Origin of the sequence: Kineococcus haloalkalitolerans (assembly GCF_050871905.1) — a bacterium.
Classification (GTDB): Bacteria; Actinomycetota; Actinomycetes; order Actinomycetales; family Kineococcaceae; genus Kineococcus.
This window is the reverse complement of the sequence record NZ_JBJLSH010000021.1, coordinates 24,873-50,016: the sequence shown is the minus strand read 5'-3', so window position 1 is coordinate 50,016 and position 25,144 is coordinate 24,873. Positions and strand designations below refer to the sequence as shown.

Sequence of the window (25,144 nt, the reverse complement as noted above, 5' to 3'; positions counted from 1 at the left end):
CCTCACTTGATGCCGGAGAAGCCGATGGAGTTGACGATCTTCCTGCTGAACACCGCGAACAGGAGGACGACCGGCAGGGCCGCGAGCAGGGTGGCGGCCATGAGCCCGGCCCAGTCGGGCGTGCCCTGCGGGGTCTGCGAGCGGAAGACGCCCAGGCCCACCGTCAGGACGCGCACGCTCTGGTCGCTGCCGACGAGCAGGGGCCAGAAGTACTCCCCCCACGCCTGGATGTACTGCAGGATCGTCAGGGTCACCAGCGGCCCGGACGCCATCGGCAGGATCACGGTGAAGAAGCGGCGCACCACCCCCGCCCCGTCGATGCGGGCGGCCTCCTCGACCTCGCGCGGGATGCCGAGGAAGAACTGGCGCAGGAAGAAGATGGCGAACGGCGTCATGAAGAAGAACGGCAGGATGATCCCCGCGTACGTGTTCAGCAGTCCCAGGTCGCGCATCAGCAGGAAGTTGGGCAGCTGGGTGAAGATCGGCGGGACCATGAGCGCGGTGAGGAAGACGAAGAACACCGCGTCCCGCCCGGGCCAGCGCAGCCGCGCGAAGGCGTAGGCGGCCATCGCGCCGAAGAACACCTGCCCGGCGGTGATGAACGTCGCGACGACCACCGAGTTGAGCAGGTAGCGGCCGATGTCGACGGCCGCGCCCGACCCGCCCTGCGCCTGGGCGTCGGCGGTCGAGGCCAGGCCCAGGACGCGCTCGAACGCGCCCAGGGTCGGCTCCACCGGCAGCGGGTTGGACGGCTCGGCCGCCAGGAAAGCGCCGTTGGAGAAGGCCGTGCGCAGCATCCAGTAGAAGGGGAAGAGGGTGACGGCCATCATGAGGACGAGGGCCGTCCAGGCGAGGACCCGGCCGACGCCGGGGCGTCCCCGGCGTCCGGGGCCGGCACCGGGGCCGGTGCCGGAGAGGGCGATCGCCTCGTCGAACGTGCTGGCGGTGGTGGCCACGTCGCCTCCTGGGTGTGGTCGCCCTCAGGCGACGTCGGACTCGTTGGCGCGCATGAGGCGCAGCTGGAAGAAGGCGACGACCGCCAGGATCGCGAACAGCACGACGGAGACCGCGGAGGCGTACCCGAACTGGTAGCGCTGGAAGGCGAGGTCGAAGATGTAGTACTGGATGACGCGGGTCGCGTCGCCCGGCCCGCCGGACGTGGTGACCGCCACCGTGTCGAAGGCCTGGAACGAGCCGATGACGGTGATGACGAGCACCAGCGCCAGGATCGGGCGCAGCAGCGGCAGGGTGATCCGCCAGAACATCTGCCACTCCGAGGCGCCGTCGACGCGGCCGGCCTCGTAGACGTCGCCGGGGATCATCAGCATGCCGGCGAACAGCAGCAGGGCGGTGTAGCCCAGGTGGCGCCAGGTGTTGACCAGCGCGATGGTCGGGATGGCCCAGGCCTGGTCGCCGAAGAAGGCGACGGGGTCGAAGCCCACCCAGCCGAGCACCTGGTTGGTGATGCCGATCTGCGCGTCGAGCATCCAGTAGAAGACGAGCGCGACGACGACGTTGGAGACCAGGTAGGGCAGCACGATGACGCTGCGCACGAGCGTCGAGCGGGTCAGCCGGTGCAGCAGGACGGCCAGCAGCAGCGCCAGGACGGTCTGGGTGCCGATGTTGATGAGGACGTACTGCAGGGTGACCCTCATGGCGTTCCAGAAGGTCGCGTCCGCCAGGACCGCGCGGTAGTTGGCCAGGCCGACGAACTCCGGCCGGTTGAAGACGTCGTACTCGGTGAGGCTGAACCACAGCCCGCGCAGCGTCGGCCAGAAGTAGAAGACCGTGAAGCCGAGCAGGGCGGGGGCGATGAACGCAAGCGCGGTCAGCCGCTCGCGGCGCGAGCCGTTGACGTCCGGGCGCAGGGCGGTGCCGTCCCGGCGCGAGCCGGCCACGACGACCGGGGCGGCACCGACGTTGTTCGTGGTGGCCATGCGGGTCACACCTTCCGGGTGCGCAGGAGGAGGAGCTGCTGGGGCTGCAGCGCGGGGGCCCGCAGGCCGGCCACCGCCAGCGCGCGGCCGCTCAGCCGCACGCCGTCCGTGAGCCAGGGGGCGGTCGAGGCGGTGCGCAGCGCGGGGGCGTCCCCGGGCGCCTGCGCGCTCACCTCGTAGACGGCGTCGGGGTCCAGCCCCGGCAGCCGGACGGTGCCGGGGACGGAGGTCTCCGGGGTGGTGAGCTGCACCAGGGCGAACAGCCCGTCGGCGCGGTCGGCGGCGACGACGCCGTGCAGCGCCGAGGCGGGGTCCGGGGAGTCGGCGCGCACGACGGTGCCGGTGTGCAGGAGGGGGCGCAGCTCCTTGTAGAGCGCGACCCAGCGGGCCAGCTCGGCGCGCTCGGCGGCCGGGGCGCGGGTGAGGTCCCACTCGACGCCGAAGGAGGCGAACAGCGCGGTGCCGGCGCGGAAGGACAGGTCGTTGGCGCGGTGGGTGGTGTGCGAGACGCGGTCGCCCACGTGCGAGCCGACGAGCTCCGGCGGCAGCAGCTGGGCGGTCCAGCGCTGGATCTGCTGGCGCTCCAGCGGGTCGATGCAGTCGCTGGCCCACACGCGGTCGGTGCGCTCGAGGACCTCCAGGTCGATCCGCAGGCCGCCGGAGGAGCACGACTCGATCTCCACCCCGGGGTGGCGGGCGCGCAGCTCGTCCAGCAGGCGGTAGTACGCCAGGGTCTGGGCGTGCACACCGGCCTCGCCGCCGGGGCCGGACCCGGCCTCCAGCAGGTCGCGGTTGTGGTCCCACTTCAGGTAGGCGATGTCGTTCTCGCGCAGCAGGGCGTCCAGGCGCTCGAGCAGGTACGCCCACGCGTCGGGGTTGCCGAGGTCGAGGACCTGCTGGTGGCGCGAGGGGACCGGTGTGCGCCCGCCGGTGGCCAGGACCCAGTCGGGGTGCGCGCGCACCAGGTCGGAGTCGGGGTTGACCATCTCCGGCTCGACCCACAGCCCGAACTCCATGCCGAGGCCGCGCACCACGTCGATGAGCGGGGTCAGCCCGTCGGGCCACACGTCCTCGTCGACGTACCAGTCCCCCAGGCCCGCGGTGTCGTCGCGCCGGTGCCGGAACCAGCCGTCGTCCAGGACGTAGCGCTCGGCACCGACCTCCGCGGCGGCGCGGGCCAGCTCGGTCAGCCGGCCCAGGTCGTGGTCGAAGTAGACCGCCTCCCACGTGTTGCACACCACCGGCCGCGGCGAGCGCGGGTGCGAGGGGCGCGAGCGCAGGTGCTCGTGGAAGCGGGCGGCGATCCCGTCGAGCCCGGCGGACGAGTGCGCGGCGTACACCCAGGGCGTGCGGTAGTCCTCGCCGGCGGCGAGCCGGACCTCCCCGGGCAGCAGCAGCTCCCCGCCGGTCAGGACGGCGTCGCCGGAGGACAGGCGCTCGGCCACCGCGCGGTGGTTCCCGCTGAACGCGACGTGCTGCGCCCACACCTCCCCGTGCCGGAAGCCGAACCCGGCCGTGCCGGCGGCCAGGACCAGGGGGGCGTCGGCGCCGGTGCGCCCGCGGCGGTTCTCCCGGGTGTGGGCGCCGACGACCAGGGGCAGGCGCTGCGGGCTGCGCTCGCGCGCCCAGCGGCCGGCCAGGTCGAACACCTCGGTGGCCGCGGCGGGCACGGGCAGGGCCGGCGCCAGCTGCCCGACCTCGTAGGGGGTCTCGCCGGTGTTGCGCACGGTGGCGCGGTGGCGCAGCAGGCCGCTGGGCAGCAGCTCCAGCTCCAGGTGCAGCGCCAGGCCGGCCTCGGCGTCCTCGGCGTCCACCCGCACAGCGCCCCCGGTGCCCCCGGCGTCCTGCTGCACGTCGACGGACGAGGGCGTGAACCGGGTGGACCACGAGCGGCCGGCGCGGTGCCCCGCGAGCCCGGGCGTGCCGCGCCAGCCGCGGGACTGCTCGGGCAGCAGCGCGAGGACCGTGGGCTCGTCGAGGTCGTTGTTGACGACGGTGGTGCGCGCGGCGCTCGCGACGGCGGCCAGCCCGGCCCCGTCGAGGTCGCCGAGGTCCGCGCCCCAGTGGACGACGACGGGCAGCCCGCCGGCGGGGAGGGTCAGCAGCAGGGACGTCCCGGCGGCCCGCAGGTGCACCGGGTCGGCCGGGCCGTCCAGGTCTCCCGGGCGGGCGCCGGTCACCGCCCCGCGGTCGGCCGGGGCAGGTTCGGTGAGGGTCACAGGGGCTCCATGCGCACGTCGTCGTGGTCAAGCCGCTTTCGTGGTGGAAGTTCTACGCCGTCGGGCTGCCGCTCGTCAACCACCGCGGAGCCACTTCGCCGACAATTTCGTCGCTCCGGGCTTTCGCTGCGATACTCGGACGGGGGACGCGACGATGCGGACCCCGACGCGGAGGAGGAGGACGCCGTGGTGCGAGACCATGCGGCCGTGCGTGCGGACCGGGACGGGGCGACCGTCGGTGGCAGGGTGCTGATCGCCGGGGACGGCGGGCGCCCGCGCACGTCGTGGACGCCGCTCACCGGCCCGGCCCACGAGATCGCGCTGGAGGTGCTGCTCGACGGCCCCCTGCCGCGCAGCGAGCTGGCCCGGCGCCTGGACCTGTCGCCCGGCAGCCTGACCCGCCTGTCCAAGCCGCTCATCGACTCCGGCCTGCTGCGCGAGATCGGCAGCGCGCAGGACCCCGTCTCCGGCCGGCCCACCCGCCCCCTGGACGTCGACGAGGACGCCCACCACTTCGTGGGCGTGAAGCTGACCGGCGACACCGCCCACGGCGTCCTCACGACGCTGCGCGCGCACGTCGTGGCCCACCGGGACACCGTCCTGCCCGAGGCGTCCCCGGGGGCCGTCGTCGCGGCCGTCGTCCACCTCGTGCAGGGCCTGCGCGAGGACCTGCGCGCCACCGAGCCCCACCCCGACCGCGGGGTGCGGGCCGTCGGGGTCAGCCTCGGCGGCAAGGTGGACGCGGACGGGACGGTGGCCAGCGCCCGCTACCTCGGCTGGGAGGACGTGCCCCTGGGGCGGTTGCTCGAGGAGGCCCTCGGCCTGCCCGTCGTCGTCGACAACGACGTGCTGTCCCTGACCCGCGCCGAGCAGTGGTTCGGCACGGCCGCGCGCTGCGACCACTTCGCCGTCGTCGTCGTGGGCACCGGCGTCGGGTACGGCCTCGTCGTCCACGACGAGGTCGTCGACCGGCCGGACGCCGGGGTCGGCCTGCTCGGGCACTTCCCCCTCGACCCGAACGGCCCGCTGTGCCCGGAGGGGCACGCCGGCTGCGCGGACGCGGTGCTGCCGCGCGCGGCCGTGGAGGCGCGCGCCTCCGTGGCCCTGCGCAGGCCGGTCGCCTTCGAGGAGGTGCTCGGGCTCGCCGAGGAGGGGCAGCCCCTGGCGCGGCGCGTCGTGGACGACTCCGCCCGCGCGCTGGGCACGCTCGTGGCGGCGATCGCCAACACCACCATGCCCAAGAAGGTCGTCCTGTCCGGCGAGGGCGTGCGGCTGGCCGAGGTGGGCCGCGAAGCCCTGTGGGACGGGATCACCCGCCACCGCAGCGTCCACGCCTCCCCGCTCGACGTCGACGTCCAGGTCACCGGGTTCGCCGAGTGGGCGCGCGGGGCCGCCATCACCGCCGTGCGCACGTTCGTCCTCGGGCAGCGGCGCTGACGCGCCCCTACCCTGGGAGGGTGACCGGCACCCGAGCGCACGAGCGCGGCGCGCTGCTCGTGCGCCGCCGCCACGTGGACCTGTGCCGCACGCACGCGGCCACCTGTCCGGCCTGACGAGCCACCGGCGCGCCCCCGCGCGCGCCGCCCCGTCGTCCGAGCAGGAGCCGCCCGTGACCCGCGTGCCCGCCGCCCGCACCTCCCCCCGCCCCGTCCCGTCCACCTCGCCCGCTGCGGCCGGCGAGCCGCTGCGCGTCGCCCTCGTGGGCGCGGGCCCGCGCGCGCTGGGTGTCCTGGACCGCCTGGGCGTGCACGCCGCCTCCCTCGCCCGCCCGATGGAGGTGCACGTCGTCGACCCCCACCCGCCCGGCTCCGGCCGGGTGTGGCGCCCGGACCAGCACCCCCTGCTGTGGATGAACTCCCGCGCCGCCGACGTCACGGTCTTCCCCGACGAGACGTCCACCCTCACCGGCGAGGTGCGTCCCGGGCCCACCCTGTTCGCCTGGTTGAGCGAGCACCGCGACCGCCTGGCGCGCCAGTTCGCCGCGGCCGGGCAGGAGGAGCTGCGGCGGGAGGTGCTGGCCGTGCGGGAGGGCACCTTCGTCTCCCGCGCCCTGGGCAGCCGCTACCTGGCGGCCGCCTGGCGGCGGGTGGTCGACGGCCTGCCCGCCACCGCGTCGCTGCACGTGCGCGCGACCCGCGCCGTGGACCTGCTGGACGCGCCGGACGGCGGGCAGGTGCTGCACCTGGAGGACGGGACGGCGCTCGCGGTGGACGCGGTGCTGCTGGCGCAGGGCCACCCCGACGTCGAGCCCGGCCCGCGCGAGCGGGAGCTGCAGCGCCTGGCGGCCGGGCACGGCCTGACCTACCTGGCGCCCGCGTACACCAGCGACCTGCACACGGCCGGCGACCTGGACGCCCTGCGCCCCGGTGAGGACGTCCTCGTCCTCGGGATGGGGCTGGCCTTCGTCGACCTGCTCGTGCTGGTGGGCGAGGGGCGCGGTGGCCGGTTCTCCCCGGGCCCGGACGGCGGGCTGGTCTACGAGCCGTCGGGCGCCGAACCGGTCCTGCACGTCGGCTCGCGCCGCGGGGTGCCCTACCGCTCGAAGATCACCTACGAGCTGGTGGAGCGGCCGCCGCTGCCGCGCTGGTTCACCGTCGAGGGGGCCCGGGAGCTCGCGGGCCGGCTCGGCCGGCCGCTGGGGCTGCGCGCGGACGTGTGGCCGCTGGTGGCCCGCGAGCTCGCCGGCGCCCACTACCACGAGCTGTTCGCGCGCCACCCGGAGCGGACGAGGGTGCCCGCGGCGGAGTTCGAGCGGGCGTTCGCGGCCGCGCCGTGGGGCAGCGCCGAGCTGGACGCCCTCCTGGCGCGGGCCGTGCCGGCCTGCGAGGACCGCCTGGACCTGCACCGGCTCGACCGCCCCCTGGACGGCTGGTCCGGCGCGGACGCGACCGCGGTCGGCGCGAGGGTCGCCGAGCACGTCGCCGCCGACGTCGCCCGCCGCGGCGACCCGCGGCACTCCGCCGACGCGGCCGTGTTCGCGGCGCTGCTGTCCTGCTACGTCACGACCGCCGAGCTGGCCCGGCAGGGCCTGCTGGACGCGCGGTCGGCCGCGGTGGACGTCGACGGCTGGTGGCACGGGTTCTTCAGCTACGTCGCCAGCGGCCCGCCGCCGCAGCGGCTGCAGCAGCTGCTGGCCCTGCACCGCGCGGGCCTGGTCCGGTTCCTGGGCGCCGACGCCGCCGTCGACCTCGACCCCGCGACCGGCACCTGGCGGGGCCGCGCCGGCAGCGGACCCGGCGTCGTGCACGCGCGCGCCCTCGTCGACGCCCGCCTGCCCCCTCCCGGCGTCGCGCGCACCACCGACCCGCTGCTGCGGGCGCTGCACGCGCGCGGGGAGGCGCTGGAGCAGGAGTTCCGCGACCCGGGCGGCGTGGTCGTCACCGGCGGCCGGCTGGCCGTGGACGCGCACCAGCGCCTCGCGCTGGCCGGCGGCGGCGCGCACCCGCGGCGGTTCGCCGCCGGGCCGTGGGTGGCCGGTGGCGGGTGGGCGGCGGCGTTCGCGCGCCCGCGGCTGGACGCGGGGTTCTTCCGGCTCAACGACGCCCTGGCGCTGGACCTGCTGGCCGCCGCCGGGTCCGGGGACCCGGCGGCGGGCGGTCTCAGCGCCGCAGGGCGTCCTCGAGGTCGCTGAGCAGGTCCTCGGGGTCCTCCAGGCCCACCGACAGCCGCAGCACGCCGTCGGTCAGGCCGATCGCCGCGCGCCCCTGCTCGCCCAGGCGGCGGTGCGTCGTCGTCGCCGGGTGCGTCGCCAGCGACTTCGCGTCGCCGAGGTTGTTGGAGATGTCGACCACGCGCAGCGCGTCCAGCACCTCGAACGCGCGCTCCTTCGCGCGCCCGTGCGGCGCGTCGACCTCGAACGTGACGACGGTGCCGCCCAGCCGCATCTGCCGCCGTGCCAGCTCCACCTGCGGGTGCGAGTCCAGCGTCGGGTAGCGCACCCAGCGCACCGCGGGGTGGCGCTCGAGGTGCTCGGCCAGCCGCAGGGCGGTCGCCGCCGAGTGCCGCACGCGCAGCCCCAGCGTCTCCAGGCCCTTGGCCAGCACCCAGGCGTTGAACGGGCTGAGCGAGGGACCGGTGTGCCGGGTGAGCTCCTTGAACCGCCCGCCCAGGAACTCCTCGCTGCCGAGCACGGCGCCGCCCAGGACGCGGCCCTGCCCGTCGATGTGCTTGGTGCCCGAGTACACGACGACGTCGGCGCCCAGGTCCAGCGGCCGCTGCGCCACCGGGCTGGCGAACGCGTTGTCCACCACGACCACCGCGCCGGCGGCGTGCGCCAGCTCGCTGACGCGCTCGACGTCCACGAGGGACTGCACCGGGTTCGCCGGCGTCTCGAAGAACACCGCCTGCGCGGGCGTGGACAGGGCCCGCTCCCACTGCTCCAGGTCCTCGCCGTCGACGAACTCCGTGCTCACGCCCCAGCGGGGCAGGAACTCGTCGAGCACGACGAAGCAGGAGCCGAACAGGCTGCGGGCGGCCACGACCCGGTCGCCCGCGCCCAGCAGCGCCGCCAGCGTCGTGAACACCGCCGACATCCCGCTCGACGTGGCCGCGCACGCGGCCGCGCCCTCCAGCAGCCGCAGCCGCTCGGTGAACACGGAGTTCGTGGGGTTGCCGTAGCGGGAGTAGACGTAGCGGTCGACCTCGCCCGTGAACGCGGCCTCGGCAGCGGCGGCCGACTCGTACACGTACCCGCTGGTGAGGTAGAGGGCCTCGGCCGTCTCCTCGAACCCCGAGCGGGCCAGGCCGCCGCGCACGGCCAGCGTGTCCGGGCGCAGCGGGCGGCGCGCGCCGCCGTCCCCGGCCGCTCCCCCGTCCGCGCTCACGACTGCCGCCACGGCAGGCCGTCGGCGCGCCAGCCCGCGCCCCCGCGGTGCCCGTGCTCGTCCAGCGGCCCCTCGAAACCGTCGAGGACGTTGAGGGCCCGGCCGAACCCCGCGGCGGTCGCGGCCTCCGCCGCGGCGACCGAGCGCACGCCCGAGCGGCACAGGAACACCACGGGGCCCTCGTGGTCGGCGGCCACGCCGGCGGCGGCCAGCTGCTGCAGGAACGTGCGCCCCGGCGGTTCGCCGGGCACCGGCGACCAGGAGACCAGCACCGGTTCCCGCCGCAGGCCCGACAGGTCCGGCACCCCGACGAAGCGGTGCTCCGCCTCGGTGCGCACGTCGACGAGGACGGCCGTGGCGTCCTCGCGCAGCAGGTCGTAGGCGTCCCTCGGCGTGAGGTCCCCGGCGTACGGCACGTCTCCTCCATCGGTCCCGGCGTGAGCACCCCGCTCGGAGGGGTTGCTGCGGCGTCGTCGAGCCAGGTCTCTCGGCCGCTCTGGATGGTCCGGCCACCCTAGCCCGCCGCGGGCTGCCGCACGGGTTCCCGGCGCGCTACCGGCCCAGCCGGCGGTGCATGACGTGCAGGCCGACCAGCCCGTGCTCGGGGTGGTCGAAGGCCTCCGGCACCGTGGCCAGGACCGCGAAGCCGAGGGAGCGCCACAGCGCCACGGCGGCCGTGTTCGTCTCCACGACGGCGTTGAACTGCATCGCGCGGTACCCGTCGGCGGCCGCCGCGGCCACGACGTGCTCGCCGAGGGCGCGCCCCACACCCCGCCCGCGCGCCGCCGGGGACACCATGAAGCTGGCCGTCGCGACGTGCGCGCCCCGGCCGGGCCGGTTCGGGCCGCTCTTGGCCGTGCCCAGGACGGTGCCGTCCTCGTCCACGGCCACGACGACCCGCCACGGCGGCGGCTGCACCCACAGCTCGCGCGCCGCCTCGGAGATCAGGCCGCCGGGCAGGGCGTACGTCTCCCCCTCGGCGACGATCTCGTCGAAGAAGGGCCACACCCGCGGCCAGTCGTCCTCGGTCAGGTCGCGGATCAGCACCCCGGGAGGGTAGCCAGTCGACCGCCGGTGCCCGCGCGGCGGCGGGGCGGGCGGCGCCGGCCGACCAGCTGCCAGCTGCGCGCCACCGCCACCAGCTCGGGGCGCTCGCACAGCGCCCGCTCGAGCTCCAGCAGGTCCTCGTAGTACCCGCGCTCGCCCTTGCGGGCGTCGGGCAGCAGGTCGGTGACCACGCGCACCCCGAAGCGGAACTCCACGGGCGTCCCGGCCGCGGCGAGGGCCTCCTCGACCCGGTCGGCGGGCAGCGGCGCGCCGGCGTCCTCCCCCGCGGGGCCCTCCCCCGCCAGCAGGCGCCGCGCGCCGCGCAGGTCGTCCTCGCGCACCGCCGCCCGCAGCGCGGCGGCGGCCGAGCCGGGGCCCAGCACGGACAGGCACCCGCCCGGGCGGACCCGGGAGGCCAGCGCGGCCACGTCCGCCGCCAGGTCCGCCGAGGAGCCCGCCCCGGGGCGGTGCTGCAGCACGTCGTGGCACAGGACGAGGTCGAACGTGCCGCCCCCGCCGCCGGTCAGCGCCGTCAGCGCCACCACGTCACCGAGGTCGGCCTCGACCGTGCGCACCCGCTCGGCCACGCCCGCGCGGTGGGCGGCGGCGCGGGCGCGCTCCAGCACCAGCGGCGCGGAGTCGAGGGCGGTGACCTCGGCGCCGCCGTGCGCCAGGGCCACCGCGTCGCTGCCGTCGCCGCAGCCGACGTCCAGGACGCGCAGCGGTCGGCCGGAGACGGTGCGGCAGACGACCGCCAGCGTGTGCTCGACGAGCGTGTGGCGCAGCCGGCCCCACGGGGCGCTGCGCCAGGCGACCGCGGCCTCCTCCGGGTGCGGCGGCTCGCTCACCGCCGCCTGCCGACGAGGTGGAGGTTCCCGTCCGCGTCCACGGCCCGGTGCGCCACCGCGCCGCCGGCGGCGACCACGGCAGCCGCCAGCAGGTCGGCGGCCAGGTGCAGGTGCCCCGGCGAGGACCCCGACGACCCGGTGGACCCCGGGGACCCGGAGGACCCGGACGGCCCGGACGCCGGCGGCGGCACCGTCAGCGACAGGTGCCCACCGGGGCGCAGCGAGCTGGTCAGCGCGGCGACGTCGGCCTCGGCGCGCGCGACGCTGCCGCGCAGGTGCAGCACGTCGTGGCAGCAGACGACGTCGAAGGAGCCCGACCCGCCCGCGCGGTGGCGGGTCAGCGCCGCCAGCGCCGCGAGGTCGTCGAGGTCGGCGGCCACGGTGCGCACCCGGTCGGCCACCCCGGCGAGCGCGGCGGCGGCGCGGGCCTGCTCCAGGGCCGCCGGCAGGCGGTCCAGCACCGTCACCTCGTGCCCGAGGGCGGCGAGCAGGAGCGCGTCGCGGCCCTCGCCGCCGCCCGCGTCCAGGACGCGCCACGGGGCCGGCCCGAGGTCGGGGCCGGCGGCGCGCACGAGCGCGGCCACCGGCCCCGGCACGTCGTGGGCCGTTCCCGTCACCTCTCCGGGCCGACGGCGACGGGCACGCGGACCGCGTTGCCCCACTCCGTCCAGCTGCCGTCGTAGTTGCGGACGTCGCGCAGGCCCAGCAGGTGGGTGAGCACGAACCACGTGTGGCTCGAGCGCTCACCGATGCGGCAGTAGGTGATCGTCGGGGCCTCGACGTCCAGGCCGGCCTCGCCGAGGTAGATCTCCTCCAGCGCGGCGCGGTCCTTGAACGTCCCGTCCTCCGCCGCGGCGCGCGCCCACGGCACGCTGGCCGCGCCCGGCACGTGGCCGCCGCGCACGGTGCCCTCCTGCGGGTAGTCGGGCATGTGGGTGCGCTCGCCCGTGAACTCCTGCGGGGAGCGCACGTCGATCAGCGCCCCGCCGATGTGCTCGCGCACCTCGGGCAGGAACGCCCGCGCGGTGCGGTCGTCGCGCTCGACGACGGGGTAGTCGGCCTGCTCGCGCTGCGGCACCCCGGTGGTCAGCTCGCGACCCTCGGCCTGCCACTTCGCGCGGCCGCCGTCCAGCAGGCGCACGTCCTCGTGGCCGAACAGGGTGAACACCCACAGCGCGTAGGCGGCCCACCAGTTGCTCTTGTCGCCGTAGAACACGACGGTGTCGGTGCGGCGGATCCCCTTGGCGGACAGCAGCCGCGCGAACCCCTCGCCGTCGAGGTAGTCGCGGGTGACCGGGTCGTTGAGCTCGGTGTGCCAGTCCACCTTCACGGCGCCGGGGACGTGGCCGGTCTCGTACAGCAGGACGTCCTCGTCGCTCTCGACGACGACCAGGCCCTCGCGGCCGAGGTTCTCGGCGAGCCAGGTGGTGCTCACCAGGCGCTCGGGGTGCGCGTACTGCGCGAACTTCGGCTCGGACGTGTCGGCGGGCAGGGCGGTGCTGGGGGTGGTGCTGGTCATGGTCGGCTCCGGTGCGCTGGGGTGGGCGGGTGGTCGCGTCGCGGGGTGCCGCGCCGGCCGTGGCCGGGCGGCGGGCCCGGGCGACAGGCCGCCGAGGTGCGCCGGCACAGGTCGACGTGGCGCCGCGACCAGGACCGGAGCGTGGTGGCGCGCCAGCGGGCGCGGTCGTCGTGCATGAGCGTGGGCCCTCTCCATCGGCCCTGGCGGGAGCACCCACGCCCTCCGGGGAGGGGGGTTGCTGCGGCGTCGTCGAGCCAGGTCTCTCAGCCGCTCTGGATGGTGTGCGGGCCCAGCGTGGCGGGCTGCGGTGCGGGTTGTCAACGCCCGCGGCCGGTCCCGCGCGGGGACCGGCCGCGGGGTCCTAGCGGCGCAGGACGGAGCGCGCCAGGCGGTTGCCGATGAGCTGGCCCACCTGCACGATCACGATGATCGTGGCGACCGTGACGTAGACGACGCCCCAGTCGTAGCGCTGCGAGCCGTAGGTGATGGCGTAGTTGCCCAGCCCGCCGCCGCCGATGAGGGCGGCCTGCGCGGACATGTCGACGATGCCGACGTAGATGAACGTGTAGCCCAGGATCAGCGGGCCCAGGCCCTCCGGCACGAGGACCGTGAACAGGATGCCCAGGCGCGAGCCGCCGGCGGCGCGGGCCGCCTCCACGACGCCCGGGTCCACCGACACCAGGCTCTGCTCGACGATGCGCGCCACGGCGAACGCGGCCGCCAGCGAGATGGCGAACGTCACGGCGTTGTTGCCGACGGTGGTGCCGACGGCCAGGCGCGACAGGGGTGCGACCGCGGCCAGGAAGATGACGAACGGGATGGGCCGCACCACGTTCACCAGCAGGCCCACCACGGCGAACACCGCGCGGTTGCTGAGGATGTTGCCCGGGCGGGTGGCGTACAGGGTCAGGCCGATGCCCAGGCCCAGCACGCCGGAGAACACCATCGAGACGAGCGTGATGAACAGCGTCTCCCAGATGGCGGTCCGGTAGACGTCCAGCGTCGCGAGGAAACCGTCCACGTCACTCCTCCTCGTCGACGCGCACGCCCGCGCCGCGCAGGGCGGCCACGGCCGCGTCCGCGGCACCGGGCGGGCCCGTCAGCTCGTACGTCAGGGAACCGATGCGCCGCTCGCGGATCTCCCCGATGCCGCCGTGCACGAGCTCGGCGCTGACGCCCGCGTCGCGCAGCACGCCGTCCACGCGCGCCAGCAGCCCCGGCTCCTCGGTGATCTGCACCGACACCAGCCGGCCCGGGTGGCGCGCGCGCAGGCGCTCCAGCACGTCGGCGTCCGGCCGGTCGTGCAGGGCGCTGCGCACGAACCGCTTCGCGGCCGCCGAGCGCGGGGAGGTGAACACGTCGTACACGTCGCCGACCTCGACGACGCGCCCGTGCTCCATGACCGCGACGCGGTCGGCGATCTGGCGCACGGCGTCCATCTCGTGGGTGATGACGACGACGGTGACGCCCAGCTCGCGGTTGACCCGGCGCAGCAGCGCGAGCACCTCGGTGGTGGTCTCCGGGTCCAGCGCGCTGGTGGCCTCGTCGGCCAGCAGCAGCGGCGGGTTCGTGGCCAGGGCGCGGGCGATGCCGACGCGCTGCTTCTGCCCGCCGGACAGCTGCTCGGGGTAGGCGTGGGCGCGGTCGAGCAGGCCCACGAAGTCCAGCAGCTCGGCGACCCGGGCGTCGTGCTCGCGCTTGGGCACGCGCGCCACCTTCAGCGGGTATGCCACGTTGCCGGCCACGGTGCGCGAGCGGAACAGGTTGAACTGCTGGAAGATCATCCCGATCCGCTGCCGGGCGCGGCGCAGGTCCTTCTCCCCCAGCGTCGTCAGGTCCTGCCCGGCGACGACGACCCGGCCACCGGTGGGGGGCTCCAGCGCGTTGAGCAGGCGCACGAGCGTGGACTTGCCGGCGCCGGAGTAGCCGATGACGGCGAGGACCTCGCCCTGCGCCACCTCGAGGGTGACGTCGTCCACGGCGCGGACGACGTCACCCCCCGGGCGCCGGTAGTGCTTGGAGACACCCTCCAGCGAGACGATGGCGGCCATCTCAGCCCTGCGCCGCCCGGGCGTCCTCCTCGATGGCGGCCAGCTGCTCCTGCAGCGTCGCGGCGTCCACGTCGCGGACCACACCGCCGGGGTAGTCCTGCGAGAACGCCTCCAGGACGGCCGGGTCGTGGAACAGGGCGGCCAGGTCGAGGTACGTCTGGTCGTCGGCGTCCTCGGCGCGGGTGACGAAGAGGTTCACGTACGGCGCGGCCTCGGGGCTCTCCGGGTCGTCGGCGAAGACGACGTCCTCGTCGGCGAGGTCCGCGCTGGCCGCGTAGTTGTTGTTGACGACCGCCGCGGCCACCGAGCCGCTCTGCAGCGCGTTGGCGGTCTGCGAGGCGTCCAGGGAGACCAGCTCGACGCGGGAGTCCTCCACGTCCTGCAGGTCGGAGAACGGCGTGCCGCCCTCGCGCAGGGTCAGCAGGCCGGCGGCCTGGAGCACGAGCAGGCCGCGGGCCTGGTTGATCGCGTCGTTGGGCAGCGCGACCTGGGCGCCCTCGGGCAGCGCGTCGGCGCTGTCGGCGGTGGTCGAGTACAGCGACAGCGGGTAGACGGCCGTGGCGCCGATGGGCTGCAGGTCGTCGCCGGCGTCGACGTTGTAGTTCGCCAGGTACTGGGTGTGCTGGAACTGGTTGATGTCCACCTCGCCCTGCGCCAGCGCGGGGTTGGGCAGGCTGTAGTCGGTGAAGTTCACCAGCTGCACCTCGACGCCGAGGCGCTCGGCGGCCAGGTCGGTGTAGGTGCGCCAGAACGGCAGCGCCTGGTCCGAGACGCCGATGCGCACGGTGCGCTCGGTCGCCGCGGTGGTGGCCGAACCGCCGCCGCGGCTCAGCAGGACGCCGACGACGACCGCCACGACGACGACCGCGGCGACGATCCCGGCGATCAGCGGGGTGCGGCTCTTCGGCTTGTCGGGCAGGGAGGGGGTGGTGCTGCTCACGGTCTTCTCCTGGGGTCGGCGCCGTCCCCCGCAGTGGCGACGACGTCGTTGGGCCGCAGGACAGCTGGTCCGTCGAGGACCGGTTCACACGCTTGCGGGGCGACCCCGCCGGGCTTCCACCTGGGGCACCCCACCGCGGACGAGGGTTGCCGGTCAGCTAGCCAGGGCTTGTCGCTGACGCTCGATGCCGTGCAGGACAGTAGGCAGGCGCCGCTCACGCGGTCAAATCGGTCCTGAGAGGCGCGCCTCCCACCGGGCGGGAGGGCCCGGAGGGTCCTCCTCAGGCCCGCTGGACGGCGTCGGCGAAGGCCGCCCAGCTGAGCAGCGCGCACTTCACCCGGGCGGGGTAGCGCGCCACCCCGGCGAGGGCGACGCCGTCGCCGAGGACCTCCTCGTCGCCGGTGTCGGCGCCGCGGCTGGTGAGCATCGCCTGCATCGCCGTGCGCACCGCCAGCGCCCGCTCGAGCGGCTGCCCGACGACGAGCTCGTGCAGCACGGAGGCCGAGGCGCGGCTGATGGAGCAGCCCTCCGCCTCGAAGGAGACGTCGCGCACGACCTCCTCGCCGGGCGCGCCGGCCAGGTCCAGGCGCAGCGTCACCTCGTCCCCGCACACGGGGTTCACGTGGTGCACCTGCGCGCTGAACGGCTCGCGCAGGCCGGCGCCCTGCGGGTGCTTGGAGTGCTCGATGATGAGCTGCTGGTACAGGTCCATCAGGCGAACACCTCCCGCGCGCGGTGCAGCTCGCGCACGACGGCGTCCACCTCGGCGGCGGTGTTGTACGGGCCGAAGCTGACCCGGGTGGTGGCGGCCAGGCCGAGCGCCCGGTGCAGCGGCCAGGCGCAGTGGTGCCCGACGCGCACGGCGATCCCGGCGTCGTCGAGGACCTGCCCGACGTCGTGCGGGTGCACGCCCTCGACGGCGAAGGACACCAGCGAGGTGCGCTCGGCGGCCGCGCGCGGGCCCACCACGCGCACCCACGGCAGGTCGGCCAGGGCGTCGAGCAGGCGGGCGGTCAGCGCGCGCTCGTGCGCCTCCACGCGCGCCATCCCCCAGCCGGTGAGGTAGTCGACGGCCGCGTGCAGGCCGACGGCCTGCGCGGTCATCGGCACGCCGGTCTCGAACTTCTGCGGCGGGGGCGCGAACGTGGAGCCCTCCATCCGCACCGTCTCGATCATCGAGCCGCCGGTGAGGAACGGCGGCATGGCCTCCAGCACCTCCCCGCGGCCCCACAGGACGCCGATGCCCGAGGGGCCCAGCATCTTGTGCCCCGAGAACGCCGCGACGTCCACGCCGAGGGCGGGCAGGTCGACGGGCAGGTGCGGGACGGACTGGCAGGCGTCCAGGACGCTCAGCGCACCGGCGGAGCGGGCGGCGGCCACCACCCGCGGCACGTCGGTGAGGGCGCCGAGCACGTTGGAGGCGTGGGTGACGGCGACCACGCGCGTGCGCGGGCCCACCAGCGCCTCGAGGGCGTCGAGGTCCAGGTGGCCGTCCTCGCGCACCCCGGCCCAGCGCAGCACCGCACCGGTGCGCAGGCACAGCTCCTGCCAGGGCACGAGGTTGGCGTGGTGCTCGGCCTCGGTGACGAGCACCTCGTCGCCCTCGCGCAGCACGAAGGCCGGGTCGACGGGGCGGGCCGAGCGCTGGGCCAGCGCGGTGGCGGTGCTGAAGGCGTGCGCGACGAGGTTCAGCGACTCGGTCGCGTTCTTCGTGAGCACCACGTCGGCCGGGCGGGCGCCGACGAAGCCGGCCACGGCGGCGCGGGCGCCCTCGAAGGCGTCGGTGGCCTCCTCGGCCAGCTGGTGGGCGCCGCGGTGCACGGCGGCGTTGCGCTGCTCGTAGAAGGCGCGCTCGGCGTCCAGGACCTGCCGGGGCTTCTGGGACGTGGCGCCGGAGTCCAGGTAGACCAGCGGCTTGCCGTCGCGGACGGTGCGGGCCAGGACCGGGAAGTCCGCCCGCAGGCGCGCGACCTCCTCCTCGGTCAGGGGTTCCTCGCCGGTCCCCGTCGTGGACCCCGCGCTCGTCGTGCTGGCCGTCGTCACCGCTGCTCCCCGTCCGCCGCCTCGCCGTCCACGGTACGCGCCGCGGGGACCGGCAGCCCCAGGTGGTGGCGCAGGGTGGGGCCCTCGTAGGCGGTGCGGTGGGCGCCGCGCTCCTGCAGCAGCGGGACCACCCGGTCGACGAACTCGTCCAGGCCGGTGGGGGTCAGGCTGGGGATCAGGATGAACCCGTCGCAGGCGTCCGCCTGCACGTACAGGTCGACCTCGGCCGCCACCTGCTCGGGCGTGCCGACGAACTGCTGGCGCTGGGTGACCTCGACGACGAGCTCGCGCACCGACCACCCGTGCTCGGCCTGCAGCTGCCGCCACCGCCGCGCGGTCGCGACCGGGTCGGTGGTGTGCTGCACCCGCCCCCGCGTCACCGTCGCCGCCGGGTCGGGGTCGCTCGCGGGCAGCGGGCCGTCGGGGTCCAGCCCGGGCAGCTCGCGGCCCCACAGCGCCTCGACGTGGGCGACCGCCTGCTCGGGGCCGACCTGCAGGAACCGCGTCTCGCGGGCGCGCTCCAGCGCGTCGGCGGGGGTGTCGCCGAGGACGAACGTGGCGCCGGGCAGGACCTTCAGGTCCTCGGGCCGCCGCCCGTGCGCGGCCAGCCGCCCCTTGACGTCGGCCGTGAACGCCTGCCCCGCCTCCAGCGTGCCGTGGACCGTGAAGACCGCGTCGGCCAGCGCCGCGGCGGTCTCGCGCCCCTGCGGGGAGTCCCCGGCCTGGAAGAGGACCGGGTGGCCCTGCGGGGACCGCGGCAGCAGCCCGCGGGCGCGGGCGCGCACGTGCTCGCCGCGGGGGGTGACCTCGGAGACCCTGTCGCCGCGCACGAACGTCCCGGCCGCCGGGTCGGCCACGAGGGCGTCGTCGGCCCAGCTGTCCCACCAGCCGCGCACCGCGGTGACGACCTCCCGCGCCCGCGCGTAGCGGTCCTCGTGGGCCAGGTACCCGCCGCGGCGGAAGTTCTCGCCCGTGAACGCGTCGGAGCTGGTGACGACGTTCCACGCCGCCCGGCCGCCGGAGAGGTGGTCCAGGGTGGCCAGCTGGCGGGCCAGCTCGAACGGCTCGTTGAACGTCGTGTTCAGCGTGCCCGCCAGCCCCAGGTGCGTCGTGACGGCCGCGAGCGCGTTGAGCACCGGCAGGGTGTCGGGGCGGCCCACGACGTCGAGGTCGACGATCCGGCCGCGGTGCTCGCGCAGCCGCAGGCCCTCGGCGAGGAAGAAGAAGTCCATGAGGCCGCGCTCGGCCGTGCGGGCCATGTGCGCGAAGGACGAGAAGTCCGTCTGGCTGCCCGCGCGCGGGTCGCGCCAGACGGTCGTCGAGTTCACGCCGGGGAAGTGCGCGCCCAGGTGCACGGGCTTGCGGTGCCGGCCCTCGCGGCGCGGGGCGGTCAGGTCGGTGCCGGACGGGGTGGTGCTCACGCGGGGGCTCCGGAGGTGCTGGGGGCGGCGGTCGTGCTGGACGTCGTCGGGGTGGCGAACCGGTTCGCGGGGCGGGGCAGGCCGAAGCGCTCGCGCAGCGCGGGCGCGGGGCCGTCGGCGGCCGGGCGCAGGCCGCGCTCGCGCAGGGCGGGCACGACCTCGGCGGCCACCAGCTCCAGGCTGGCCGGCAGGTCCAGCGGGACGAGCGCGGCGCCGTCCAGGTCAGCCTCGGCGGCGACGTCGGCGAGCAGGGCCACCAGGTCGGCGGGCGTGCCCGCCAGGCGCAGCGAGCGGGCGGGGTGGCCCGGCGCCCAGCCCTCCAGGCGGTCGAGCACCCGCCCCGCGCCCTCCCCCGCGCCCTCCCCCGTGGTCTCGGGGCGCAGCAGCACCTCGACGTCCAGCAGGACGGCGGGGCGCCGGCCGGCCGCCTCGCGGCGCACGGCCCGGGCCCGCTCCGCGGCGGCGGGCAGGTCCGGCGCCGCCACGCGCACGACGTCGGCGTGCCGGGCCGCCACCCGCAGCGAGGGCCCGTCGTCGGCCGCGACGAGGACGAGCGGCTGCCCCTGCGGTGGCCGCGGGGTGATCGAGGGTCCGCGCACCGAGAAGCGCCGGCCCACGACGTCGACGTGGTGCAGCTTGTCGCGGTCCACGTAGCGGCCCGTGGCCACGTCGCGCACCACGGCGTCGTCCTCCCAGCTGTCCCACAGCAGCCGCAGCGCCTCGACGGTCTCCGCGGCCTCCTCCCACAGGTCCGCCGGGTCGAGCGCGTCGTCCGCGCCGCGGCCGGGCTCGCCGGTGCCCGAGCGCACGAACGCCCGCGCCTCCTGCGCCGTGCGCGAGACGTCCAGCTGCACCCCGGCGCGGCCGGCGCTGACGATGTCCAGCGTCGCGACCGCCTTGGCGGTGTGGAAGGGCTCCGTCCAGGTGGTCGTCACCACCGGCACCAGGCCCGCGCGGGTGGTCAGCGGCGCCACCCGCGAGGCCAGCGCCACGGCGTCCAGCCGCCCGCGCTGCTCCCCGTCGCGCGCGGAGCGGTCCGCGAAGGCGTCGGGGTGGACGACGAGGTCGGCGTCGGCGGCGTCCGCCAGCTGCGCCAGCCGGACGTGGTGGGCGGCGCCGAACAGCCCGCCGGGGTCGGCGCCGGGCAGGCGCCAGGCCGCGGGGTGGCGGCCGGCGCCGTCCAGTTCGATCGCGAGGTGCAGCACGTCGGCAGCAGCACCGCGCGGGCGGCGGGTGTTCCCGGCGCGCTCGCCGTCCGGGCGGGCCCGCGCGCGTCGGTAGCCTCAGCGCCCATGAGCGAGCGCCGCGCCCCCGCCGCGACCGACGTGCCCGTCTACCCCCCGCCGCCGGCGTTCGCCGCCCGCGCCAACGTGGGGCCCGGCGAGCACGAGCGCGCCGAGGCCGACCCGTTCGCGTTCTGGGCCGAGAAGGCGCAGCGCCTGCAGTGGGACGAGCCGTGGGACGCGGTCTTCGACGGCTCGACCATGCCGACGGCGCGGTGGTTCACCGGCGGCAAGCTCAACGTGGCCGTCAACTGCGTGGACCGGCACGTGGCCGCGGGCCGCGGCGACAAGGTCGCCCTGCACTGGGAGGGCGAGCCCGGGGACAGCCGCACCCTCACCTACGCCGACCTGCAGGACGAGGTGTGCCGGCTGGCGAACGCGCTGGAGGAGCTGGGCGTCGGGCACGGCGACCGCGTCGTCCTCTACCTGCCCGTGCTCGTGGAGACGATCGTCACGACGATGGCGTGCGCGCGCATCGGCGCGGTCGTCTCGCTGGTGTTCGGGGGTTTCTCCGCCGAGGCGCTGCGGTTCCGCGTGGCCGACACGGGCGCGAAGCTGCTGGTCACCACCGACGGGCAGTTCCGCCGCGGGAAGGCCGTCGGGGTGAAGGCCGCCGCGGACGAGGCCGTCGCCGGGCTGGACCACGTCGAGCACGTCCTCGTGCTGCGCCGCACCGGGTCCCGCACGCCCGACGTCCCGTGGACGCCCGGCCGGGACGTGTGGTGGCACGAGCTCGTCGACCGCCAGAGCGCGCAGCACGAGGCGCCCAGCTTCGACGCGGAGAACCCGCTGTTCATCATCTACACCTCCGGCACGACCGGCCGGCCCAAGGGCCTGGTGCACACCAGCGGCGGGTACCTCGTGCACGCCTCCTGGACGCACTGGGCGGTGTTCGACCTCAAGGACGACGACGTCTACTGGTGCCAGGCCGACCTGGCGTGGGTCACCGCCCACACGTACGAGATGTACGGGCCGCTGTCCAACGGCGCGACGCAGGTCATCTACGAGGGGTCCCCGCTGACCCCGCACCCGGGCCGGCACTTCGAGGTCATCGAGAAGTACGGGGTCACGACCTACTACACGGCGCCGACGCTCGTGCGCACGTTCATGAAGCACGGGCCGGAACTGCCCGCGCGCTTCGACCTGTCCTCGCTGCGGCTGCTGGGCACCGTCGGGGAGGCCATCAACCCCGAGGCGTGGCGCTGGCTGCACGAGCACGTCGGCGGCGGGCGCTGCCCGGTCGTCGACACGTGGTGGCAGTCAGAGACCGGCGCGGCGGTCGTGGCCCCGCTGCCCGGGGTGACGCCGCTCAAGCCCGGCTCGGGCACGGTACCGCTGCCCGGGCTGGCCGCCACCGTCGTCGACGACGCCGGCCGCGAGACGGCTCCCGGCGAGGAGGGCGTGCTCGTCATCACCCGCCCGTGGCCGGGGATGGCCCGCACCGTCTGGCGCGACCACGAGCGCTTCGTGAAGAGCTACTGGGAGCCGTACGCCGCGCAGGGCTGGTACCTGGCGGGCGACTCCGCGTCCAAGGACGCCGACGGCTACATCTGGATCGGCGGGCGCATCGACGACGTCCTCAACGTCTCCGGGCACCGGCTGTCCAGCATCGAGCTGGAGTCGGCGCTGGTCTCGCACCCGAGGGTGGCCGAGGCCGCCGTGGTGGGCGCGCCGGACGACACCACGGGCCAGCGGATCGTCGCCTTCGTCATCACCCGCGGCGCGCCGGACGAGGGCGACCCCGGCGACGCCCGGCTGGCCGCGGCGCTGCGCGAGCACGTGGCCGAGCGCGTCGGGCCGGTCGCCAAGCCGCGCGACGTGGTCGTGGTGCCCGACCTGCCCAAGACCCGGTCGGGCAAGATCATGCGCCGGCTCATGGCGGACATAACCGCCGGGCGCGGCGGCGGGGACGTGACGTCGCTGCAGGACGAGACGGCGCTGGCCGCGGTCGAGGAGGCCTGGGCGCGCTACGCCGCCTCGCGCCCCTGACGACAGGGCCTCCCCGCCCCGCCCTCACCCGCCGTGATCTTGCACTGAGTCACACCCACCGCTCCCGGTCCAAGGACCGGGTGGGACCGGTGTGACTCAGTGCAAGATCACGGCGGGTGGCGGGTGGGGCGGCGGCGCCGTACCCGTCAGGAGGGCAGAGATGCGGGGTCCATCCAGGACGCCTCCCAGACGTGGCCGTCGGGGTCGCGGAAGCTGGTGCCGTACATGAACCCGAGGTCCATGGCCGGCGCGTACTCGGCGCCGCCGCCGGCCAGGGCCCGGGCGCGCAGGTCGTCGCACTCCTCGCGGCTGCCGGCGGACAGAGCGAGCATCACCTCGGTGGTGCCGGCGGGGGCGGCCTCGGAGTGCAGGAACCGCGCCCACTTCTCCGGCGCGTGGACGAGGACGACGATGTTCTCCTCGAGCACCACGCAGGCGGTGCCCTCGTCCTCGAAGTCCGGGTTCAGCGCGAAGCCCAGCCCCGTGAAGAAGCCCTTGCTGCGCTCCTTGTCGGCGACGGGCAGGTTGACGAAGATCATGCGGGCCACGGCGGGCTCCCTCGGGTCGTCGCCGCCCCCGGTGGGCGGTCCTGCCCCTGGTGACCGGCGCGGCCCGCGGGACTCATCGGCCCGCGGCCCTCAGCACCGGCGTCTCAGCAGCCGAAGTCGGGGAACCACAGCCCGATCTCGCGGCGCGCGGACTCGTCCGAGTCCGAGCCGTGGACGAGGTTCTGCTGCACCTTCAGCCCCCAGTCGCGGCCGAGGTCGCCGCGGATCGTGCCGGGGGCGGCGGTCGTCGGGTCGGTGGTGCCGGCCAGGGAGCGGAAGCCCTCCACGACGCGGTGCCCGCGCACGACGGCCGCCACGACGGGCCCGGACATCATGAACTCGACCAGCGGCTCGTAGAACGGCTTGCCCTCGTGCTCGGCGTAGTGGCCGGCCAGGAGCTCGCGGTCCGCGTGGCGCATCTGCAGCGCCACCACCTCGTAGCCCTTCGCCTCCACCCGGCGCAGCACCTCCCCGGTGAGGCCGCGGCGCACACCGTCGGGCTTGACGAGGACGAGGGTCACCTGCGCGTCGGTCTCAGCCACGCGCCGCACCCTAGCCGAGCGGCACCGCGGGGCGGGTGGCAGGATGCCCGGGCCCGCACGACGGGCGACAGCACCGAGGAGGAGGTCCCGCCCGTGGCCCTGCGCAGCGACCGCGAGGACACCAGCGCCCAGGAGAGGGCGCTGCGCGCCGCCCCGGACGAGGCCGCCGAGGTGCTGGCCGAGCTCGCCGCGGAGGCGAGGTCGCTGGCGAAGGCGTACGCCTCCCGCTCGGCGCGCGTGCCGGACGGGGCGGCGCTGGCCGGCCTCGTCGACGCCGCGCGCCGCGCCGAGGAGGCCGTCGACCTGGCCGCCCACGACCTGGCCACGGCCCGCGGCGAGGACGCCTGAGCGGCTCCGGTCGCGTGCCGCCCCGACCGGGCGGACCATCGGTGTCGCTGCGCAACGATCACGAGGAGCGGTATGTCAGACACCCGTGACGACACCGGTGGCACCACCACCAAGGTCGTCCTCATCTCCGTCGTCGCCGCCATCGGCGGCTTCCTGTTCGGCTACGACACCTCCGTCATCAACGGCGCGGTCGGCGCCATCACCGAGCAGTTCGGCCTCAGCGACCTGCTGAGCGGCTTCGCCGTCTCCTGCGCCCTGCTGGGCGCCGCCCTCGGCGCGTGGTTCGCCGGCCGGATCGCCGACCGGTACGGCCGCAAGATCGTCATGATCGTCGGCGCGGCGCTGTTCGGCGTCAGCGCCGTGGGGTCCGCCTTCGCCTTCGGCGTGTGGGACCTCGTCGTCTGGCGGTTCGTCGGCGGCGTCGGGGTCGGCGTGGCCTCCGTCATCGCCCCCACCTACATCGCCGAGGTCGCCCCGGCCCGCATCCGCGGCCGGCTGGCCTCGCTGCAGCAGCTCGCGATCACCGTCGGCATCTTCGTGGCGCTGCTGTCCAACGCGTTCATCGCGAACTCCGCCGGCGGAGCCGCCGAGTCGGCCTGGTTCGGCTGGGACGCCTGGCGCTGGATGTTCCTCGTCGAGGTCGTCCCCGCCGTGGTGTGGGGCCTGCTGGCGCTGGAGATCCCCGAGTCGCCGCGCTACCTCGTCGCCCAGGGGGAGACGCAGAAGGCCGGCCAGGTCCTCAAGGAGGTCCTCGGCACGCGCAGCCTGGACGCCGTCCAGCGCAAGGTGTCGGACATCCGCAAGAGCCTGCAGCGCGAGGACAAGCCGAGCCTGCGGGACCTGCGCGGGCCGAAGCTGGGACTGCTGCCGATCGTGTGGGTCGGCATCCTGCTGTCCGTCTTCCAGCAGGCCGTCGGCATCAACGTGATCTTCTACTACTCCACGGTGCTGTGGCAGGCCGTCGGGTTCCAGGAGCAGGACGCCTTCACGACGTCGGTCATCACCTCGGTCACCAACGTCGTCGTCACGTTCATCGCCATCGCCACCGTCGACAAGATCGGCCGCAAGCCGCTCCTGCTGGCCGGCTCGGCCGGCATGGTCGTCTCGCTGACGGCCATGGCGATCTCCTTCGCGCAGGCCACCGGCCCGGTGGACGACCCCTCGCTGCCCCAGCCGTGGGGCACCGTCGCGGTGATCGCGGCCAACCTGTACGTCATCTCCTTCGGGGCGACGTGGGGCCCGGTCGTCTGGGTCCTGCTCGGCGAGATGTTCCCGAACCGCATCCGCGCCGCGGGCCTGGCCGTGGCCGCCGCCGCCCAGTGGCTGGCCAACTTCGCCGTCTCCACGACGTTCCCGGCCCTGGCCGGGATCGGCCTGCAGGTCGCCTACGGCCTGTACGCGACGCTGGCGCTGCTCTCGCTCGTGTTCGTCTGGCGCGCGGTGCGCGAGACCAAGGGTCGCGAGCTGGAGGAGATGGGCGCCGAGGAGCCCGCCCGCGCGGGCTGACCCCTCCCCGCCGCTCCCCCGGTCCAGCGCAGCTCCGGCACAGCGCGAGGCCCCCGTCCCGGTCGGGACGGGGGCCTCGC

23 protein-coding genes and 3 riboswitches are annotated in these 25,144 nt (G+C 75.7%); of the genes, 5 read left to right on the top strand and 18 right to left on the bottom strand.

Annotation, left to right across the window (positions count from 1 at the left end; all coding sequences use genetic code 11):
• Positions 1-2 precede the first annotated feature (2 nt).
• The 3 genes from ACRYMY_RS10200 to ACRYMY_RS10190 are packed head-to-tail and all read right to left on the bottom strand — an operon-like array spanning position 3 to position 4,117.
• Positions 3-956, bottom strand: coding sequence for a carbohydrate ABC transporter permease (locus tag ACRYMY_RS10200; protein WP_432547148.1), 954 nt, complete (start codon positions 954-956; stop codon positions 3-5).
• A 24-nt stretch (positions 957-980) separates the two neighbouring features.
• Positions 981-1,937: a carbohydrate ABC transporter permease gene (locus ACRYMY_RS10195; RefSeq protein ID WP_432547147.1), complete on the bottom strand. Its 957-nt coding sequence runs from the start codon at positions 1,935-1,937 to the stop codon at positions 981-983.
• Between the two features lie 5 nt (positions 1,938-1,942).
• Positions 1,943-4,117 (bottom strand): alpha-galactosidase, encoded by a 2,175-nt coding sequence (locus ACRYMY_RS10190; protein WP_432547146.1) that lies wholly within the window; start codon positions 4,115-4,117, stop codon positions 1,943-1,945.
• A 246-nt stretch (positions 4,118-4,363) separates the two neighbouring features.
• Between ACRYMY_RS10190 and ACRYMY_RS10185 the strand changes: the two genes are divergently transcribed.
• Positions 4,364-5,593 carry an ROK family protein gene (locus ACRYMY_RS10185; RefSeq protein ID WP_432547145.1) on the top strand — a complete coding sequence of 410 codons (1,230 nt, stop codon included), beginning with the start codon at positions 4,364-4,366 and terminating at the stop codon, positions 5,591-5,593.
• 172 nt (positions 5,594-5,765) lie between these two features.
• Entirely contained in the window at positions 5,766-7,787 is a 2,022-nt protein-coding gene (locus ACRYMY_RS10180; RefSeq protein WP_432547144.1) for an FAD/NAD(P)-binding protein, read from the top strand.
• Here the strand turns inward: ACRYMY_RS10180 and ACRYMY_RS10175 are convergent.
• From ACRYMY_RS10175 to ACRYMY_RS10115, 13 genes are all read right to left on the bottom strand, one after another.
• Positions 7,756-8,979 (bottom strand): O-succinylhomoserine sulfhydrylase, encoded by a 1,224-nt coding sequence (locus ACRYMY_RS10175; protein WP_432547143.1) that lies wholly within the window; start codon positions 8,977-8,979, stop codon positions 7,756-7,758. The genes ACRYMY_RS10180 and ACRYMY_RS10175 overlap by 32 nt on opposite strands.
• Positions 8,976-9,395: a rhodanese-like domain-containing protein gene (locus ACRYMY_RS10170; protein ID WP_432547142.1), complete on the bottom strand. Its 420-nt coding sequence runs from the start codon at positions 9,393-9,395 to the stop codon at positions 8,976-8,978. Before ACRYMY_RS10170 ends, ACRYMY_RS10175 begins: the two co-directional genes overlap by 4 nt.
• Positions 9,396-9,399: 4 nt before the next feature.
• Positions 9,400-9,486: riboswitch (SAM riboswitch) on the bottom strand.
• Between the two features lie 45 nt (positions 9,487-9,531).
• A complete protein-coding gene (locus ACRYMY_RS10165; protein ID WP_432547141.1) occupies positions 9,532-10,026 on the bottom strand; it encodes a GNAT family N-acetyltransferase in 495 nt (164 codons plus the stop codon).
• Positions 10,020-10,874, bottom strand: coding sequence for a class I SAM-dependent methyltransferase (locus tag ACRYMY_RS10160; RefSeq protein ID WP_432547140.1), 855 nt, complete (start codon positions 10,872-10,874; stop codon positions 10,020-10,022). The genes ACRYMY_RS10165 and ACRYMY_RS10160 overlap by 7 nt, the downstream gene beginning before the upstream one ends.
• Entirely contained in the window at positions 10,871-11,491 is a 621-nt protein-coding gene (locus ACRYMY_RS10155; protein WP_432547139.1) for a class I SAM-dependent methyltransferase, read from the bottom strand. Before ACRYMY_RS10155 ends, ACRYMY_RS10160 begins: the two co-directional genes overlap by 4 nt.
• On the bottom strand, positions 11,488-12,393 hold the full coding sequence (locus ACRYMY_RS10150; protein ID WP_432547138.1) for a sulfurtransferase: 906 nt from the start codon (positions 12,391-12,393) through the stop codon (positions 11,488-11,490). The genes ACRYMY_RS10155 and ACRYMY_RS10150 overlap by 4 nt, the downstream gene beginning before the upstream one ends.
• A gap of 188 nt (positions 12,394-12,581) precedes the next feature.
• Positions 12,582-12,676: riboswitch (SAM riboswitch) on the bottom strand.
• A gap of 78 nt (positions 12,677-12,754) precedes the next feature.
• Positions 12,755-13,414: a methionine ABC transporter permease gene (locus ACRYMY_RS10145; RefSeq protein WP_432547137.1), complete on the bottom strand. Its 660-nt coding sequence runs from the start codon at positions 13,412-13,414 to the stop codon at positions 12,755-12,757.
• Position 13,415: 1 nt separating this feature from the next.
• Entirely contained in the window at positions 13,416-14,444 is a 1,029-nt protein-coding gene (locus ACRYMY_RS10140; RefSeq protein WP_432547136.1) for a methionine ABC transporter ATP-binding protein, read from the bottom strand.
• Position 14,445: 1 nt separating this feature from the next.
• Positions 14,446-15,384 (bottom strand): MetQ/NlpA family ABC transporter substrate-binding protein, encoded by a 939-nt coding sequence (locus ACRYMY_RS10135; RefSeq protein ID WP_432547135.1) that lies wholly within the window; start codon positions 15,382-15,384, stop codon positions 14,446-14,448.
• An 83-nt stretch (positions 15,385-15,467) separates the two neighbouring features.
• Positions 15,468-15,573, bottom strand: a riboswitch (SAM riboswitch).
• Positions 15,574-15,664: 91 nt separating this feature from the next.
• Positions 15,665-16,096 (bottom strand): Fe-S cluster assembly sulfur transfer protein SufU, encoded by a 432-nt coding sequence (sufU, locus tag ACRYMY_RS10130; protein ID WP_432547134.1) that lies wholly within the window; start codon positions 16,094-16,096, stop codon positions 15,665-15,667.
• Positions 16,096-17,427 (bottom strand): aminotransferase class V-fold PLP-dependent enzyme, encoded by a 1,332-nt coding sequence (locus ACRYMY_RS10125; RefSeq protein ID WP_432547133.1) that lies wholly within the window; start codon positions 17,425-17,427, stop codon positions 16,096-16,098. Before ACRYMY_RS10125 ends, sufU begins: the two co-directional genes overlap by 1 nt.
• Positions 17,424-18,848 (bottom strand): NtaA/DmoA family FMN-dependent monooxygenase, encoded by a 1,425-nt coding sequence (locus ACRYMY_RS10120; RefSeq protein ID WP_432547132.1) that lies wholly within the window; start codon positions 18,846-18,848, stop codon positions 17,424-17,426. Before ACRYMY_RS10120 ends, ACRYMY_RS10125 begins: the two co-directional genes overlap by 4 nt.
• Positions 18,845-20,053 (bottom strand): LLM class flavin-dependent oxidoreductase, encoded by a 1,209-nt coding sequence (locus ACRYMY_RS10115; RefSeq protein WP_432547131.1) that lies wholly within the window; start codon positions 20,051-20,053, stop codon positions 18,845-18,847. Before ACRYMY_RS10115 ends, ACRYMY_RS10120 begins: the two co-directional genes overlap by 4 nt.
• Positions 20,054-20,140: 87 nt before the next feature.
• On the opposite strand from ACRYMY_RS10115, the gene acs reads away from it, so the two are divergent.
• A complete protein-coding gene (gene acs / locus ACRYMY_RS10110; protein ID WP_432547130.1) occupies positions 20,141-22,120 on the top strand; it encodes an acetate--CoA ligase in 1,980 nt (659 codons plus the stop codon).
• Between the two features lie 146 nt (positions 22,121-22,266).
• Here the strand turns inward: acs and ACRYMY_RS10105 are convergent, their stop codons facing one another.
• Both ACRYMY_RS10105 and ndk read right to left on the bottom strand, forming a co-directional pair.
• Complete coding sequence (locus tag ACRYMY_RS10105; RefSeq protein ID WP_432547163.1) at positions 22,267-22,659, bottom strand: VOC family protein; 393 nt, start codon at positions 22,657-22,659, stop codon at positions 22,267-22,269.
• A gap of 113 nt (positions 22,660-22,772) precedes the next feature.
• Positions 22,773-23,210, bottom strand: coding sequence for a nucleoside-diphosphate kinase (ndk, locus tag ACRYMY_RS10100; RefSeq protein WP_432547129.1), 438 nt, complete (start codon positions 23,208-23,210; stop codon positions 22,773-22,775).
• Positions 23,211-23,303: 93 nt separating this feature from the next.
• On the opposite strand from ndk, the gene ACRYMY_RS10095 reads away from it, so the two are divergent.
• Positions 23,304-23,558, top strand: coding sequence for a hypothetical protein (locus ACRYMY_RS10095; RefSeq protein WP_432547128.1), 255 nt, complete (start codon positions 23,304-23,306; stop codon positions 23,556-23,558).
• Between the two features lie 72 nt (positions 23,559-23,630).
• Complete coding sequence (locus ACRYMY_RS10090; protein ID WP_432547127.1) at positions 23,631-25,064, top strand: sugar porter family MFS transporter; 1,434 nt, start codon at positions 23,631-23,633, stop codon at positions 25,062-25,064.
• Positions 25,065-25,144 lie beyond the last annotated feature (80 nt).